The 16,821-nt window shown below is 38.6% G+C and carries 17 protein-coding genes; 8 read left to right on the top strand and 9 right to left on the bottom strand.

Annotation, left to right across the window (positions count from 1 at the left end; translation table 11 throughout):
* Positions 1-263 precede the first annotated feature (263 nt).
* Positions 264-1,523, bottom strand: coding sequence for a DUF1343 domain-containing protein (locus ABI125_04020; protein XCF07031.1), 1,260 nt, complete (start codon positions 1,521-1,523; stop codon positions 264-266).
* A gap of 7 nt (positions 1,524-1,530) precedes the next feature.
* On the opposite strand from ABI125_04020, the gene ABI125_04015 reads away from it, so the two are divergent.
* Positions 1,531-2,766, top strand: coding sequence for an FtsX-like permease family protein (locus ABI125_04015; protein XCF07030.1), 1,236 nt, complete (start codon positions 1,531-1,533; stop codon positions 2,764-2,766).
* Positions 2,767-2,783: 17 nt separating this feature from the next.
* On the opposite strand, the gene ABI125_04010 is transcribed toward ABI125_04015, so the two are convergent.
* The 6 genes from ABI125_04010 to ABI125_03985 form a co-directional block, all read right to left on the bottom strand.
* Positions 2,784-2,978 carry a helix-turn-helix transcriptional regulator gene (locus tag ABI125_04010; protein XCF07029.1) on the bottom strand — a complete coding sequence of 65 codons (195 nt, stop codon included), beginning with the start codon at positions 2,976-2,978 and terminating at the stop codon, positions 2,784-2,786.
* A complete protein-coding gene (locus tag ABI125_04005; protein XCF07028.1) occupies positions 2,975-3,427 on the bottom strand; it encodes a hypothetical protein in 453 nt (150 codons plus the stop codon). The genes ABI125_04010 and ABI125_04005 overlap by 4 nt, the downstream gene beginning before the upstream one ends.
* A gap of 126 nt (positions 3,428-3,553) precedes the next feature.
* Complete coding sequence (locus tag ABI125_04000; protein ID XCF07027.1) at positions 3,554-4,132, bottom strand: pseudouridine synthase; 579 nt, start codon at positions 4,130-4,132, stop codon at positions 3,554-3,556.
* Entirely contained in the window at positions 4,125-6,416 is a 2,292-nt protein-coding gene (locus ABI125_03995; GenBank protein ID XCF07026.1) for a DNA topoisomerase 3, read from the bottom strand. Before ABI125_03995 ends, ABI125_04000 begins: the two co-directional genes overlap by 8 nt.
* An 88-nt stretch (positions 6,417-6,504) precedes the next feature.
* Entirely contained in the window at positions 6,505-7,302 is a 798-nt protein-coding gene (locus ABI125_03990; protein XCF07025.1) for a lysophospholipid acyltransferase family protein, read from the bottom strand.
* A gap of 98 nt (positions 7,303-7,400) precedes the next feature.
* Positions 7,401-8,042 carry a CoA pyrophosphatase gene (locus ABI125_03985; GenBank protein XCF07873.1) on the bottom strand — a complete coding sequence of 214 codons (642 nt, stop codon included), beginning with the start codon at positions 8,040-8,042 and terminating at the stop codon, positions 7,401-7,403.
* 223 nt (positions 8,043-8,265) lie between these two features.
* Here ABI125_03985 and ABI125_03980 point away from each other — a divergent pair, with 223 nt between their 5' ends.
* From ABI125_03980 to ABI125_03970, 3 genes are all read left to right on the top strand, one after another.
* Positions 8,266-8,985, top strand: a complete 720-nt coding sequence (locus tag ABI125_03980) for a peptidylprolyl isomerase (GenBank protein ID XCF07024.1) — start codon at positions 8,266-8,268, stop codon at positions 8,983-8,985.
* A gap of 167 nt (positions 8,986-9,152) precedes the next feature.
* The gene (locus ABI125_03975; GenBank protein ID XCF07023.1) at positions 9,153-10,118 is read left to right on the top strand and encodes a hypothetical protein; all 966 of its coding nucleotides are present in this window, start codon (positions 9,153-9,155) and stop codon (positions 10,116-10,118) included.
* A 343-nt stretch (positions 10,119-10,461) separates the two neighbouring features.
* Positions 10,462-11,010, top strand: a complete 549-nt coding sequence (locus ABI125_03970) for an HNH endonuclease (GenBank protein ID XCF07022.1) — start codon at positions 10,462-10,464, stop codon at positions 11,008-11,010.
* On the opposite strand, the gene ABI125_03965 is transcribed toward ABI125_03970, so the two are convergent.
* Both ABI125_03965 and ABI125_03960 read right to left on the bottom strand, forming a co-directional pair.
* The gene (locus ABI125_03965) at positions 11,007-11,624 is read right to left on the bottom strand and encodes a trimeric intracellular cation channel family protein (GenBank protein ID XCF07021.1); all 618 of its coding nucleotides are present in this window, start codon (positions 11,622-11,624) and stop codon (positions 11,007-11,009) included. The two genes, ABI125_03970 and ABI125_03965, sit on opposite strands and share 4 nt — an antisense overlap.
* Positions 11,625-11,903: 279 nt before the next feature.
* Complete coding sequence (locus tag ABI125_03960) at positions 11,904-12,623, bottom strand: RDD family protein (GenBank protein ID XCF07020.1); 720 nt, start codon at positions 12,621-12,623, stop codon at positions 11,904-11,906.
* 191 nt (positions 12,624-12,814) lie between these two features.
* On the opposite strand from ABI125_03960, the gene ABI125_03955 reads away from it, so the two are divergent.
* From ABI125_03955 to ABI125_03940, 4 genes are all read left to right on the top strand, one after another.
* Positions 12,815-13,804 (top strand): stage II sporulation protein M, encoded by a 990-nt coding sequence (locus tag ABI125_03955; protein ID XCF07019.1) that lies wholly within the window; start codon positions 12,815-12,817, stop codon positions 13,802-13,804.
* The gene (locus ABI125_03950) at positions 13,801-14,529 is read left to right on the top strand and encodes a hypothetical protein (GenBank protein XCF07018.1); all 729 of its coding nucleotides are present in this window, start codon (positions 13,801-13,803) and stop codon (positions 14,527-14,529) included. The genes ABI125_03955 and ABI125_03950 overlap by 4 nt, the downstream gene beginning before the upstream one ends.
* Before the next feature lie 2 nt (positions 14,530-14,531).
* Positions 14,532-15,737 carry a DUF4350 domain-containing protein gene (locus ABI125_03945; protein ID XCF07017.1) on the top strand — a complete coding sequence of 402 codons (1,206 nt, stop codon included), beginning with the start codon at positions 14,532-14,534 and terminating at the stop codon, positions 15,735-15,737.
* A gap of 65 nt (positions 15,738-15,802) precedes the next feature.
* Positions 15,803-16,813 (top strand): MoxR family ATPase, encoded by a 1,011-nt coding sequence (locus tag ABI125_03940; GenBank protein ID XCF07872.1) that lies wholly within the window; start codon positions 15,803-15,805, stop codon positions 16,811-16,813.
* Positions 16,814-16,821: the final 8 nt, after the last annotated feature.

The following is a 16,821-nucleotide window of genomic DNA, read 5'->3' as shown; positions in this document are numbered from 1 at the left end:
GTTTTTGTTTGATGAAGCACTTGGTTGCAAACCTGCAACTGGGTGCTTTTTGCTTTGATTAATTTATATAAATTGGATATACGAATTCCGTAGTTACGCCTGTATTCAAATAAAGTTGACAACTGTCACCCTAATCCTTTCGGCTTCGCTCAAGATAAACTAGAGTCGAAAGGCCTTAAGCAGCTGGGATTTCAATTTGGTTTCGACTCCGATCAACCTGAAACACCGTATTTAACTTCTATAAAACAATACTATTTAACCTATTACGGATAAACCAAATATTTTTCACGGATTTCCTTAAACTTCTCCAAACCTTCACTCCAAGTAGCTTTAATTTCTTTTTCAGTCAAGCCTTGCTCAATTTGCTGTTGCAACGTTTGTGTCCCAGCGAGCTTCACAAAAAAGTTATTGAAAAATTGAGACTTATCCGCTGTGTTTTTATAAGCTTCAATGAGCCAATTTAAGTTTAGTGTGCTTAAATTTTTAGTTTGCTGCAAATCTTTTCCGAAGCACAATTTGTTTTTGTGTTTTGGGTGTTTTGCGCCGTCGTTCGGTTTTGGGGTAAATTCATAAGGAAACACCTCAGCATTTAAAAACGGACTTCCGAAAATTTGAAATTGTGAATCCGTTCCACGTCCAGCGCTAACATTGGTGCCTTCAAAAAAACACAAACTCGGATACAGATTAATTGATTTATCGTTGGGCAGATTCGGACTCGGTTTAATGGGCAAACTGTAAGTTTTTTTATGGTCGTAATTTTTAATTGGAATTACGGACAACTCACATTGCACGCCGTTTTTGAGCCATTTTTCGCCATTAATCATTTTTGCATATTCGCCAATGGTCATGCCATGTACTATCGGAATCGGGTGCATCCCCACAAAACTTTGGTGCTCCATCTCCAAAATAGGGCCATCAATATAATGTCCGTTTGGATTGGGTCGGTCTAAAATCAATACCGGAATATTTTGCTCGGCACAAGCCTCCACCACATAATGTAAAGTAGATATGTACGTGTAAAACCGAGCGCCCACATCCTGAATATCGAAAACCACAATATCCAAATCCTGCAACTGTTCTTTCGAAGGCTTTTTGTTGTTGCCGTAAAGCGACACAATAGGCAGGTTGGTGCGTGTATCGACACCATCTTTTACCACTTCGCCCGCATCAGCCTGACCTCGAAAACCGTGTTCGGGAGCAAAAACTTTTTTAACATTAACCTTCAGCGCCAATAAAGAATCAATAAGATGCGAAAAACTTTGGGCTTCAGGCTCCAAACTTCCAGCTTTAAAAACCACCGAAGTTTGGTTCGCCACGACACCAACGCGTTTGCCTTTTAATAGCGGCAAATACAGTTCCGTTTGGTTGGCGCCAACAATGACAGGATTATTTTCCGTTGTTTCATAAACTTCGGGCTTCAAGCTTCGTGCTTCAGACTTCGACAAGTTCCCACAGGAAATTAACAAAACAATCCCGGCAACTATCGGGAATAAAACTGTATTTTTGAACACACTAAACCTCATTTAAAAATTGAATTACGAGTTTTTTATAGCTAAACGTATTATTGGCAGTAAAGCGTATAAAAGTAGTGTTTCGGCACCAATAATAAAAATTGGTATTGCCGCCATAGCCATTGGTATTGTGGTGATGATGGTCGCTATTGCTACGGGTATTGGGCTTCAGCAAAAAATTCGCGATAAGGTGGTGGCTTTTAACGGCCACGTTACCATCACCAATTACGATAGTAACAATTCTCAGGAAAGCATTATTCCTATTTCGAAAAATCAGGAATTTTATCCGGAATTTAAATCGGTTGATGGCATAAAACACGTTCAGGGCGTGGCTTCAAAATTTGGAGTGATACGCACTGAAACCGATTTTGAAGGGGTTTATTTAAAAGGTGTTGGCAGTGATTATAACTGGGGTTATTTTAAGGAATTTTTAATCGACGGCCGATTGCCCGATTACTCTGAAAAACGCAACGAAGAAGTTTTAATTTCGGAATATTTGGCCAAGCGTTTGCAGTTTAAGGTGGGCGATAAATTCCAAATGGTATTTGCCAAAGACGACCCCGAAAAACTGCCCAACATCATTACCTACAACGTAGTGGGCATTTACAGTTCCGGATTCCAGGATTTAGATGCGCAATACATCCTGGGAGACATCAGGCATTTGCAACGCATTAACCGGTGGGAAGACGACCAAATTGGAAACTTAGAGGTGTTTATTGACGATTACAACGATCTGGAACAAAAAGGTCGAGACATTTACAAAAACACCCCATCTACTTTTAATACCCAAACCGTTACCGACAAATACTACTCCATTTTTGAATGGGTTAAAATTTTCGACAAAAACATTTACGGCATTATTGGCATCATGATACTCGTAGCGGGCATTAACATGATTACCGCCCTGCTCGTTTTAATCTTGGAGCGCACCCAAATGATCGGTATTTTAAAAGCCTTGGGAAGCAGCAACTGGAGCATACGCAAACTGTTTTTGTTCAACGCCTCGTATTTAATTTTACTTGGGCTGTTTTGGGGAAACCTCATCGGGTTGGGGCTACTATTTGCACAAAAATATTTTAAATTGTTTCCGCTCGACCCCAGCGTGTATTACGTTTCCGAAGTTTCAGTTTACATCAATTTCGGCTACATTTTGGCACTCAACATAGGCACTTTGCTACTGTGCTTGCTCATGCTTTTGGTGCCCTCGTACATCATCACCAAAATATCGCCGGTAAAGGCCATTCGTTTTCAGTAGAATAGTGTGGTTTAAAACTAGTCTTCAATTTCAAATAAGTATTCAACGGTAACACTGAAAAATCTAGCCATTTTTATTGCAAGTGTTACAGAAGGATTAAATTTATTTTTTTCTATAGCATGTATAGTCTGTCTTGAAACCCCTAGTTCTTTGGCTAAATCTGCTTGTGTTAAATTGTGCCTTGCCCTTTCCACTTTTACTAAATTTTTCATAGATATAGTTTTCGTTTGATTAGGAATATGGCTATATAGCACCAAAGTAGTGGAAAAATAAAATAATCCAATGTCAATTTTATATCCTTGTTCAAAAGATAAACAGCAATTGTTGCCAACAATCCAATTATAAAAGTCAGTTGAAAAGATTCTAGGCGCAATTTATCAATATAATCATCTTCAACTTTTTCTTTTGAAATCATATAGATTAGCATAGACATGATTGCTATAAAATCGACATTAAAGACTCCTCCCGTAAAAGCACTAAGAAGCGCTAAAAACCCATTGTTATCTGATTGTAATTGCTGTTCAGAAATATTGATTCCATGAGAATTGTATTTGTAGATTGAATTGTTGATAAAGTTTAAACCACCGTTTAAAACAGAAGCTATAATGAAAAGAGCAAGTCCAAGTTTTTTGCACCAATTTGGTAATATTTGAATTTTCATATTCTATTATTTTTATACAAAAGTAAACAAAACTTTACATTTAGTTGAAAAAAATAGAATTTTTATTTTTTTTAATTAAATTGAACTTTTGAATATTAAGTAGAAATCTTGAATTCTAATTTCTTTTCAGAATGTTTGAAACTCCAAAACATCGCCGGGCTGCATACTGCCTATTTTAATTTGCCCTATCCGAACACGCACCAAACGCAGCGTCGGGAATCCAACAGCCGAGGTCATTTTTCGTACCTGCCTAAATTTCCCTTCGGTTAAGGTTATCGACACCCAACTCGTGGGGCCGTGGCGCGCGTCGCGTATCTTTTTACCTCTTTCGGGCAAATGGGGTATGCTTTCCAATTTAAAAACTTGGCATGGCTTGGTAGTGTATTTTTTTCCGTTGATACTAATTTCAATCCCTGCTTTCAGCTTTTCAACAGCTTCTTCCGAAATATCGCCATCCACCTGTGCATAATATTCCTTTTCAACTTTTTGACTGTTTATAAAAGCGCTGGTTTTGCCATCTGTAGTAAGCAGCAGTAAACCTTCCGAAGTTTCATCCAAGCGCCCAATCGCCATAATTCCAACGGGAAAATCATAAAACTCACCTAAAAATCGTTTGGATTGCTGTTTGCTGGAATTGCTTCTAAACTGACTTAAAACTCGAAATGGTTTATAAATTACAAAGTGTTTGTGTGCCGTTTTATGCATGACCACTTAAAATTTTATACACCAATTCTTTTGTCGGTTTCTGTCCGTTTATTTTGGCTTTTACCACTTCAAAAGGCACTTTAAAATCGCAGCCCGATGAATAATTACTACAACCGTAGGCCGTTTTTCCTTTTATAATATTCCCTTTTTGGCATTTGGGGCACTTTAGCTCATCAGGTTTCGCTTTCGCGGCAAACTTTTTGGGTTCCAATTTTAAGTTGAAATCATCATCAAAACGCAACAAGCCTTCAACAGTTCCTGCCTCGGTCTTAAACCCTTTTAAATTCACAGTACTTCCCTTTTGAAGTAAGCGGATAAACTGTTTTTCTGAAATTTTCTTTTCAGCAAACTTAAAGGGCAACACAAAACGACAACCCGACTTAAACGCACTGCAACCATAAGCCGATTTCCCTTTTATCAAGGTCCCCTTTTTACACTTGGGACAGGTTTCGGCCAAAAGGCCTTTTTGCTTTTTTTCGGCTGCTTTGGCCTGCCTGTTTTTTATCACGTTGGCCTGCGAAATATTGGCCCGCTTGGTTTCGCTGCGCACTTCATAAACCAAGGCATCTACCATGCGCTTCATATTTTTTATAAACGCAGCCGCACTGTATTCTCCTTTTTCGATGTCTTTTAACTGCTTTTCCCACTTCCCGGTAAGCTCGGCCGATTTCAACAAATCGTTCTGAATGGTTTCAATCAACTGAATGCCTGTAACTGTGGGCAGCACCTGTTTTTTGTTCCGCTTAATATATTTCCGTTTAAACAGCGTTTCAATAATATTGGCTCGTGTTGATGGACGGCCAATACCGTTTTCTTTCATTAAGTCGCGAAGCTCTTCGTCGTCTACCTGTTTTCCCGCCGTTTCCATGGCCCGAAGCAACGAGGCTTCTGTATATTGATTGGGCGGTTTGGTTTCCTTTTCTAAAAACGACGGTTCGTGTGGGCCTTTTTCACCTTTTTCGAAAGTGGGCAAAATACCCGATTCCTTTTCTTTTTTATTGGGATTTTCGAATACGATGCGCCAACCTTTATCTAAAATTTCTTTACCAGTGGCTTTAAACGTTACCTCGGCAGCACTACCCAACACCGTGGTGTTCGATACGGTACAATCGTCATAAAACACTGCAATAAAACGCCGAACAATAATATCGTAAACCTGCTGTTGTACGGGGTTGAGCTGGGTTTGCATACCCGTGGGAATAATGGCGTGGTGATCGGTCACTTTTTTATCGTCAAAAACACGCTTCGACTTTTTAATTTTCTTTCCTAAAAGCGGTTGCGTCAATACCGAATATTGCGTCAGTTTTTGAAGAATGCCCGATACTTTCGGATACATATCGTTTGGTAAAAAGGTAGTATCCACTCTGGGGTAAGTCACCACTTTCCGTTCGTATAGCGTTTGGACTATCTTTAAAGTTTCTTCCGCCGAAAACCCAAACTTGGTGTTGCAATACACCTGCAACCCTGTTAAATCGAACAATTTGGGCGCATAATCCTTACCCTTCTTTTTTTCGATGGAAATGATTTCGAACTCACTTTCCTTCACTTTATTGGCCAAGGCTTCACCATCTTCCTTCTTTAAAAATCGGCCCTCTTCGTAACTAAAAAGCGTTTCGCGATATAGCGTTTGAAGTTCCCAATACGGTTGTGGCTTAAAATTTTCGATTTCCTTAAACCGGTTCACCACCATAGCCAAAGTGGGGGTTTGCACACGCCCCACCGACAGCACTTGTTTATAACCGCCATGTTTTACTGTATACAAACGGGTGGCATTCATACCGAGCAGCCAATCGCCAATGGCACGGGAAAAACCAGCATAGTACAAATTATCGTAATCAGTGGCTGGTTTTAGGTTTTCAAAGCCTTCTTTAATGGCTTCGGTGGTCAATGACGAAATCCACAAGCGTTTCACTTCGCCTTTATAGTGCGCCTCGTTCATTACCCACCGCTGTATGAGCTCACCCTCCTGCCCCGCATCACCGCAGTTTATAACAACTTCGGCTTTATCAAATAAACTTTTTACTATTTTAAATTGTTTTTGGATGCCCGAATTGGCCACCACTTTAGTTTCGAACTTTTCGGGCAGCATGGGCAAATTGTTTAAATCCCAACTTTTCCAATACGGTTTGTAATCGTTGGGTTCTTTTAATGTACAAAGATGCCCAAAAGTGTAGGTTACCGCATAGCCATTGCCCTCAAAATAGCCATCACGTTTGGTATTGGCCCCTAACACGGAGGCAATTTCGCGGGCAACACTAGGTTTTTCGGCAATACAGACCTTCATTTAAAACGGTTTAAAAAAGTTCTGCAAAATAAAGATTATGATGCGTTTTTTGAAGTGAAGTTTTTAGGAGTTATTAACTGAAAAGAAACTACCACTCCCGCTTTTTGTTCAGCTCTTCTTGGGCTTCGAGTTCTTTTTGAGGAATCACCTTTAAGAATGACGGGTGTTGCTCGATGGCATATTCAATTTTCTTTACGATTTCATCGGTGGTTTCGTTATCGTAATCAATTTCCAAAGGCGGTTTAATTTCCATGGTTTGGAGAATGTTTTTCTTTTTGATGCGCAATCCTTTTTTATCGAACGACCTCCTAAAACCATCAATAACAATAGGAATCACCACAGGTTTGTAGCGCTTTATTATATGTGCCGTACCTTTCCTAATTGGTTTGAATGGCGTGGTAGTGCCCTGTGGAAAAGTGATTACCCAACCATCATCCAAAGCCTTGCCAATGTTTGAAATATCACTCATCCGTACCTGACGGTTCACATCCTTTCCTTCGGAACGCCAAGTCCGTTCAATGCTCACCGACCCCACGTAGGCCAAAATTTTTGGCAACAATCCGGCCTTCATGGTTTCCTTGGCGGCCACGTAATAAATGTTCAATTTAGGATTCCAGAGGTAACCTACATTTTTTATGGAATCTACACGCCCGCTTAAACTGGCATTAAATACGTGGAACATAGCCACTACATCGGCAAAATAAGTTTGGTGGTTTGAAATGAAGAGCACATTGGTATCGGGCAGGTCTTTTATGATTTCTGAACCTTCGATTTGCAGTTCGTTAAAACCACGAAACCGACGGTGCGTCATCGCTCCCAACACCCTGATGAGCCATTTTTTAATTATTAATATATGTCCGAATGGATTTCTTTTAAACAATCCCATGAATACGAGTTGAAAATAGTTTGGTTGCTATACCAATTTAAGCAAAATATGCCAAAAGCCGCCCAAATTGAGCCTACAAATGTAATAAACAAAATAAACTACCAAAGTTGTTTCAGCATATCTTTAATCTCACTGAGCATCATGGCGGTAGCCCCCCAAACAATATAACCGTTAAGTTTAAACGCAGGCACCTCAACCTCAACACTATACGAGGTAGTCAATCGTTTGGTAATTAAAACGGCATCGTCCAAAAAATGTTCCAAATCCACCTCGATAACATCCTCAACTTCATCGTCTTGTTTTATAAATTTTGGGGTGGTTTCGGTAATTCCGATAAAAGGCTGCACATAAAAATTACTGGGCGGAATATACACCTGCGACAATTTTTTCATCACTTTAACCTGTTTAACGGGCACGCCAATTTCCTCTTCGGTTTCCCGCAAAGCCGCTTCTTCCAACGATTGGTCGTACTTTTCCAACTTCCCACCAGGAAAACCCACTTGTGCCGAATGCACCCCTTTGTAAGTTTTCCGCAATATCAAAACCAATTGGGTTTGCTGGCTTTCATTAGGGTAAAACAAAGCCATAACCCCAGCATGTTTGGCGCGTTTTATGGCTTCCGTCTGCTTTTTTAAAAGCTCCTGCCTAAATGGTGGTACCATTTTAAAATGCGAGGATTCGCCTAGAAGCGGTATATTTTTTATTTTTGAAAGCGATTGCTGAAATTCATCGAAATTCATTTGAATGTTCTTTTTTTTAACATAAAATAGGTTATCGTCATACTGAACTTGTTTCAGCATCTCAAAAAAAATTAAAAAACCAAAACCTTATAATGCGACCCTGAAATAACACTTCGACTCCGCTCAGTGTGACAATTCAGGGTAACGCTCAACTCATTGTAAGCTATTGTGTATAATCGAAATTCATCTAGAAAAGCCTTATTGGCGACTAAAATATTAATTAATGAGACTGTATTTATTACTGTGTTTGTTTGCCGTTTTTTTGAATTGTGAAGATAAAAAATCTAAACATAAAAGCACCCCAAAAACCGAAGTTGAACAAATAGATAGTTCTGAACTAAAAACGGAAACAGAATCCAAGGTGGTGAGCGAATTGCCCGAGCGCGAATTTCCGTTGTTGACGGAAAAAAACGCCATGGAATTTTTCTTGCAATACGACAAAAAACACAAAGAAAATAAGGTGCGCATTACTACCGATTTGGGTTCGTTTGATGTGTTGTTGTATGATGAAACCAAATTCCACCGCTCTAATTTTATTTTCCTCACCAAACAGAAGTATTTTAACGGCACCCAATTTTACCGCGTGATCGATAATTTTATGGTACAGGCCGGCCACAGCGACGACCAAAAAACCTTGGACAAGCGCCACGCCATTGGGCAATACCTGCTGCCACCCGACACCAAGCGTGGCTTTAAGCACGACCGCGGCGTTATTTCCATGCCCAGCAGCGAAATAGACAACCCACATAAACTGGCCTCGCCCTATGAGTTTTTTATAGTTCAACAGCATGGCGGTGCTCATTACCTAAACGGCGATTATACCATTTTTGGCCATGTAACCCGCGGTATGGACGTAATTGACAAAATTGCAAAAGTAGAAACGGATGATGCCGACTGGCCACTACGGAACATTTATATCCGGAATGTGGAGATTATTGAGTAACTGTTGGCGACAGAAACTTTTGTTGTTTTTGTAAAACATTTCGGCTATTTTCGTTAGTGACATTTTTAATTGAAATAAATGTAATGTTGATAAACCTAATTGTGTTTATACAACTGTTGGCCGTAATTTAAAAAACTTTGTAATTAGACTTTAATAAATATCAAAAAATGAAACATAGATTATTATCAATGATATTGATATTTGTCCTTATTACTAGTTGTAATACTAATATAAAGGAAAACGATTTAACTAAAGAGAACCTAAAAGGAAAGGTTAAATCAGTAAGTTCATTCTCTTATGCCGCAGAAATGAAATTTGGTGAAATAATTAAAGGGGCTAGAACAAGTAGTGTAATAGGTGGCAATTATTTAATAAAGTATAACGAAATAGGGAATATGATAGAAAAATATAATTATGGTCTCATTGACAATGGTACTTCTTATAAATTCAAATATAATTCCAGCAATAAAATAATTGAAAAAAATGTTTATAAAGAAAATGGAAATTTGTCTTCTAAATACAAATTTGAATACGATGAAAAAGGGAATTTAATTAAAAGAATAATTTATAATTCAGATGGAAATGCTGAATCTGTTAATTGGTTTTATTATGATAAAATGGGTAATAGAATTAAATTAAGTAATGGTCAAAAAACTTATATTTATAAATATGACAATGACAATAATTTAATTGAATATAGTTGTTATGATGGCGATGGCTATTATACACATCAGTCCATAGATAAAGATGGTAATATTACTAAAGACAATACTTATTACGGGAATTTGATTTTTACTCACACCTACAAGTACAATGATTTTGGTTTTAAAACAGAAAGTATTGAATTTATTAATGATAGTACTTTGTATTCAAAATCAAAATATAAATATGATGCAAAAGGCAAAATTATCGAAGAAAAGAATTACAAGTTTGATAGTAGTTTGTCTTCTACACGTTTATTGGAATATGATGATTATGAAAATGTAATCAGAAATATCTATTCAAACAGTTTATTTAATGAGGAATCAACTATACAAATTCAATATGATAAAATGAATAATTGGATTGTTAAAACAATTTATAGTAACAACTTTCCAAAACATATAATTGAAAGAAAAATTGAGTATTATTAATAAATTTATATGACTTAAAAAACACTACAGCCAACACCGACAACCGTTGCACAAGCCCCTAATTTTATAAAAAACAAGATATAAAACGCCCATTTTAAGGGCGTTTGTTTTTTTTTTTGAAAATATACGTCAACCCTAAGAAGGGAAAGCCCTTTAAACAAATGGTTTCTTCCGACAGCTAAAGGGACATACTTCCATTCATCTTAACCAGAAACCACTAAAAACCATTTTTATATACCCCATGCACCTATTATCTTTGCACTCGTAAATTACAATTTCACTTGCTATTTGCGGTTTAAAACAAGTTTTCGTAATTTGACAAAGTCTCTCAAAAAAATTAATTATGATCAGGAATTATAGGAATGAAGAATGGAAGTGGATTGAATTTGATGATAACATTGCCGATAACGAAAAATTCAAAATATCAAATTACGGTAGAATAATAAATTGCAAAGGTGAAAAGGAATTTATAGTAAAAGAATCTTTTATTAACGGCTACCGAAACCTTCATGTAAAACAAAAACATAACGGAAAATCGACCAGCCGATACGTACACAAATTGGTCGCCCAGCATTTTTTGGAGCAAAACGATGGGGTTTTCGTGATTCATTTGGATTACGATAAAACCAACAATCGCGTAGAAAACCTAAAATGGGCTACAAAACGCGAGAAAGAGCAGCATCAATTTAGCAATCCCGAATATAAGAACAAACCCCGTAAACGAACTTATTCCAAACTTACGGAAACTAAGGTAAAGCTCATAAAGCGTAAAATTAACGATCCCAACCGACGGACCCGATTAAAAATGATAGCCAAACAATTCGGTATTTCCGAAATGCAACTTTACCGCATAAAAACAGGAGAAAATTGGGGGTCGGTTACGGAGTATTAATCGGTATCCACATCGCCCCTGTAAATATTCGGTAAGGCAATCTTAAACTTTACGGCCAGCAATCGGGCAATGATGACTACAAATCCGGCAATGATAAAAACAAAATCGTCCTTTATCGGGAACTCACGCAGCACAAAATAGATAACACCTCCTAGAATACAGGCGGTGGCGTAAATTTCCTTTCTAAAAATAACAGGTATTTCGTTACAGAGAATATCGCGGGTTACCCCGCCAAAACTGGCAGTCATGGTTCCCAAGGCGATACAAATAATAGGATTTAACCCGGCATTCAATCCTTTTTCAATACCCACTAGGGTGTACAGCCCAATTCCAATGGTATCGAATAAAAACAGCGAGGTACGCAAATAATTGATTTTACTCCTAAAAATGATGGCAAAAATGGCCGAGGCCAAAATCACGTATGTATAGGTCATATCGCGCATCCAACTTACTGGCGTTTCACCAATAAGTACGTCGCGCAGCGTACCGCCCCCAACGGCCGTAACAAAGGCGATAATCAAAATACCGAACAAATCCATCCGTTTGTTAAAAGCCACCAACACCCCCGAAATGGCAAAGGCTATGGTTCCTAAAATATCTATGGTGTAGAACATACATTTTATTTGTTAATCGTCATTGCGAACAGAGTGACGCAATCTCATAAATTGAACCTTAAAATTAAACAGATTGCTTCACCGCGAATGCGCTCAGTGCAGGCTGTTTCTCTCACAATAACGGTTCTCTAAGATTCCGAGACAAGCTCGGAATAAGCAGTCTGCATAAATTTTTCCGCATTACATGTGAAAAATTTGGCGACCTTCTAAAAGACCCTTCGACTCCGCTCAGGGTAAGCGATTCACACACGTTTTGCTCAGTAAAACGTGGTTCTCTGCTTACATATCTTGGGTGTAATAATTATAATCTTTTAAAATCACGTCAATGAATTCCATGTCCGTTTTTTGCTTCACTTCTTTTATGCCCACAACTTCAACAATTTTATTTCGCAATTTTATTAAAGTTTGGTAATCTTTCGCCACTCGTGCCACGCTAAAGGTGTCTTTTATGATTCTTGCATCGTTATCAGACAGCTTTATCACATTCGGATAGGTGGGTTTATAATCGTCCCGTAAATTTTCAAGAATGGTGTGACTGATATTTACGCTGTCCTTCAATCCGATGACCGCCGTGCCCGCTGCCATATCGCCAATGCGCTGCGTTTTTTTACTGAACAGCATCACGAAAAAGCCCATCCCGAAAATATAAATATCTACAATCCTGAAAAACCAGCGCACTACATAATCGGCAAACGACGCTTGATAGCCATCAATCTTAACCACTTTAATTTTCAGCACCCTTTTTCCTATGGTTTGGCCTTCAAAAAGTGACTCCAATGCCAAAGTGTAAAACATCACCGGGAAACTCAACACCGTGTTAATGGCGATTTGCGACCATTGGTCCATGTTATCAAAAGCGCCGAACGCATAGCTCATCAACATTAAATACCCAATTTTAATGGCCATATCAATGATGAATGCCAATAACCGCTCTCCCGCTCCACTGGCACGGAAGGCAATTTTTACATTTTGGGTCGTGTTAATTTGTAACTCTGACATTTTATATTTTAATTTATCAAAAATACACGATTTTTTTATTCTAAAATTTATAAAAACAAATACGCTGTATATGTCTGGTCGAGCGGAGTCGAGACTTTTAAAAACTTTTACTTTATAACTTCTCGACTCCGCTCGAAGTGACAAAATTTATTTTTTGATATTAAAAATTTAGTTTCTTACAAAAGAAATACATGAGGGAAGTTTCATTCATCAAACAAAATAAGGAAAAATGGCTCAGTTTTGAAAAGGCCATTTTCAATAACGATTTTAAAAATCCCGATGAGTTAGCTTCTCAGTACATCCATTTAATAAACGACTTGGCTTACGCCCAAACCTACTACCCCAAAAGCAAGGTTATTACTTATTTAAACCAATTGGCCGCCAAAGCCTTTCAAAAAATTTATAAAACGAAGCGTCACGACACCAACCGATTGGTAGGTTTTTGGAAAACCGAAGTGCCGCTAATCTGCTATCAATTCCGAAAGTTTATTTATGTGGCCTTTATCATTTTTTTCGCCTTTACTTTTATTGGCGTGATCTCGGCCGCCAACGATGGCGAGTTTGTACGTTCCGTTTTGGGCGATAATTATGTAAACATGTCGTTGGAAAATATTGAAAAAGGTGACCCCGTGGCCGTTTATAAGAGCGGTAGCAATTGGGGCAGTTTTATTGGCATTACCATCAACAATTTACGGGTGGGCATCATCGCTTTTGTTTTGGGCGTATTTTTGGGTGTTGGCACGCTTTACATTATGTTCAACAACTGTATTATGCTGGGCTCGTTCCAGTATTTCTTTTATGAAAAAAACGTGTTTTGGGAAAGCGTTCGCGGCATTTGGATTCACGGTAGCATGGAAATTTTCGCTATTGTGATTGAGTGTGCCGCCGGACTCATTTTAGGGGCCAGCATTCTGTTTCCGGGCACCCATTCGCGATACACCTCGTTTAAAATGGGCGCCAAAACGGGTATTAAAATTTTGATCAGCACCATGCCGTTTACCTTTGCAGCTGGTTTTTTGGAGGGCTTTGTAACCCGTTATTCCAACATTATGCCGCATTGGCTTTCGGTGGGCATTATTTTAATTACTTTGGGCATCATTAGTTATTACTATTTAGTGTATCCGTTTAAAATCCAAAAGCAAATTACACAGCAACCTGTGTTAAGTCCGTCACAACTTTGAAAAACCCCAAAATACATATTATCCCTTTCTTGCTGTTGATATGCTTTCTTTTTCAATCTTCATTGGCGCTTTCATTTTCTGAAGTTCCACAGAACATCCGGCAGTTCGATGACGATTTCAAAGAACGTTACAGCGGAAACAAATACAATTACGAAGGGCACGACATAGTTGGTGAAACCCCCATGGGTTCGGGCAATTACGAAGACTATAAAAAAAACGACAAAATCAAAAGCAAAGAGGACAACAATGAGGGGTTCCTCTCCATGGATTTAAGGCCGATTAGTTGGCTATTTTATATCGCTATTATTGGCGCGGTAATATTTCTGGCCTATATTTTAATAAACGAAGGCAGCTCCGGATTATTCTCGCGAAAGCATAACCGAAGCATTGGCAAACACGAAGACATTACGGCCGAAAATATTGAACAATCCGACATCGACGCTTTCATTTTAAATGCTGAAAATTCGGGCGATTATCGCCTCGCCATTCGCTATTATTATTTACTGGTTTTAAAACATTTAAGCCTAAAAAACTATATAAAAGTTGAGGAAGACAAAACCAACAGCGAGTACCTCAATGAAATAATCGACAAGCCATTCAACAAAAATTTTGAATACACAGCCTACCTTTACAACTACATTTGGTACGGCGAATTTGCCATAAACCAACAGCAGTACCAAACGGCAAAAACCCATTTTTCAACCCTTTTAAAGCAAGTTGGTTAAGTATGAAAAAGGTTTTGCCCATACTGCTCATTCTCATTGCCTTGGTGGTTACTGCCTCTATATTTGTGGGCATCAAACGCACCAAAACGGTTGATTGGGAAGAATCGTTCAACGAAAAAAGCAACAAGCCCTACGGCATTAGTGTGCTTTACAAAGAACTGCCCAAATTGTTCAATAAGCATAAAATCCGAACCGTTTATCACCAACCAGCTAGTTATTTGCGAGCGCATTCCGAAGATGGTTTTGGCGACCATGTGGCCGTGGGGAGTTACATCATCATTGGGAATTCCGATTATTTAGAAGACAACTCGGTGGATGAGCTCCTTAATTTTGTGGATAAAGGAAACACCTTATTTATTTCAGATTACACCTTTCCGCAGAAACTGCACGACACACTGCATATAGACGTAAAATATATCGCGAATAAAACCGATAGCATTTCGGCTCAAAAACTGGAAGACTTCAACATCAACACCATTGAAATTGACCGTAATGAAGGCGACAATTATTTTTCGCGTTTCGACTCGATAAACTATCGCGTTTTAGGGCATTCAAAAATTGATTATTGGCATATTAATTTTCTTGAAATCCCTTTCGGTAATGGCAAAATTTACCTGCATACCGAACCCAAAACTTTTACCAATTACAACCTTTTAAAAAACAACCGGTACAAATATGTAGAGGCAGCACTGTCGTATTTACCCGAAAACGATGTGTATTTTGACTCGTACACCAAAATTCAAACGGGCTACGACGGCAATGTTGAAAAAGAATCGAATCTCGGGTGGTTTTTAGAGCAACTATCGTTCCGATGGGCTTGGTACACCGCCATTATTTTCGGTATTTTATTTATGATTTTTAATGCGAAACGCCGACAGCGCATCATTAAAATCATCAAGCCACTGCCCAATACTACAATCGATTTTGTTAAGACAGTTTCAAACCTATATTTTGAAACTCAGGATCACAAAAACCTCATTGAGAAAAAAATAACGTACTTTTTGGAAAAAATTAGAACCGATTACCATTTGGATACTTCGGATTTAAACGATGAATTCATTGAGAAACTGAGTTCTAAATCCGGAAGGAAAAAAGAGTTGGTTAAAAAAACCATCGGATATATTAATTGGTTACGAAGCAAAAACGAATTTTTTGAAGAGAACCTCATTAACCTAAACCGCCACATTGAAGCATTTTATACCGCATAATTATGGACAACAATAAAGCACCCCAAAACCCGAATCCAGCTACCGAAGACACACAGGAAAACACCATCGATTCTATCGACAGCAGCGCCTTGAACGACAACAGCACTTTAGAATTTAAAAACCGATTGGACTTGTCTGGACTGCAACAAAGCGTTAACCAAATTAAGCAAGAAGTTGGCAAAGTGATTGTGGGCCAAAAAGACTTGGTCGATATGCTGATTGCCTCGCTATTGGCCAAAGGGCACTCGCTTATTGAAGGTGTCCCCGGCGTGGCGAAAACCATTACGGCCAAACTTTTGGCGAAATCGTTGAGCGTAGGTTTTAGCCGTATCCAGTTTACGCCCGATTTAATGCCGAGCGATATTTTGGGAACTTCGGTTTTCAATTTGAAAGATTCAGAATTCGAGTTTAAAAAAGGCCCTATTTTTTCTAATATGATTTTAATTGATGAAATAAACCGAGCACCCGCCAAAACCCAAGCGGCATTGTTTGAGGTGATGGAAGAGCAACAAATCACCATTGACGGCCATAAATATATATTGGACGCGCCATTTATGGTTTTGGCCACCCAAAATCCCGTTGAACAAGAAGGCACCTACCGTTTGCCTGAAGCACAATTAGACCGTTTTCTGTTTAAAATTGATGTGGATTACCCTGATTTAGACGATGAAATTGAAATATTAACCCGAGAGCACCAACTGAAAAACAAAGCCAAAACCGATGAAATCACAGCATTTTTAACAGCCGAACAAATAGCCGAATACCAACAGTTGGTCACTCAAGTTTTGGTAGAGGAGCACTTACTAAAATACATTGCGCAAATTATAGTTGCAACACGAAGTAATCCGTTTTTGTATTTGGGTGCTTCGCCACGGGCATCCATCGCTATTTTAAAAGCCAGTAAGGCCTTTGCCGCTATGGGCGGACGTGATTTTGTAACCCCAGAAGACATCAAACGAGCCGCCATTCCCGTACTTCACCACCGTGTAATTGTTACCCCAGAACGCGAAATGGAAGGCGTTACCAGCAAGCAAATTATTAAACAAATAATTGAAACTGTGGAAATTCCGAGGTAGTTTTCAGT

Source organism: Tamlana crocina, from assembly GCA_040429635.1.
GTDB classification, from domain to species: Bacteria; Bacteroidota; Bacteroidia; order Flavobacteriales; family Flavobacteriaceae; genus Flavisericum; species Flavisericum crocinum.
The sequence above is the reverse complement of the archived record's forward strand: the minus strand, read 5'-3'. Positions and strand labels throughout refer to the sequence as shown.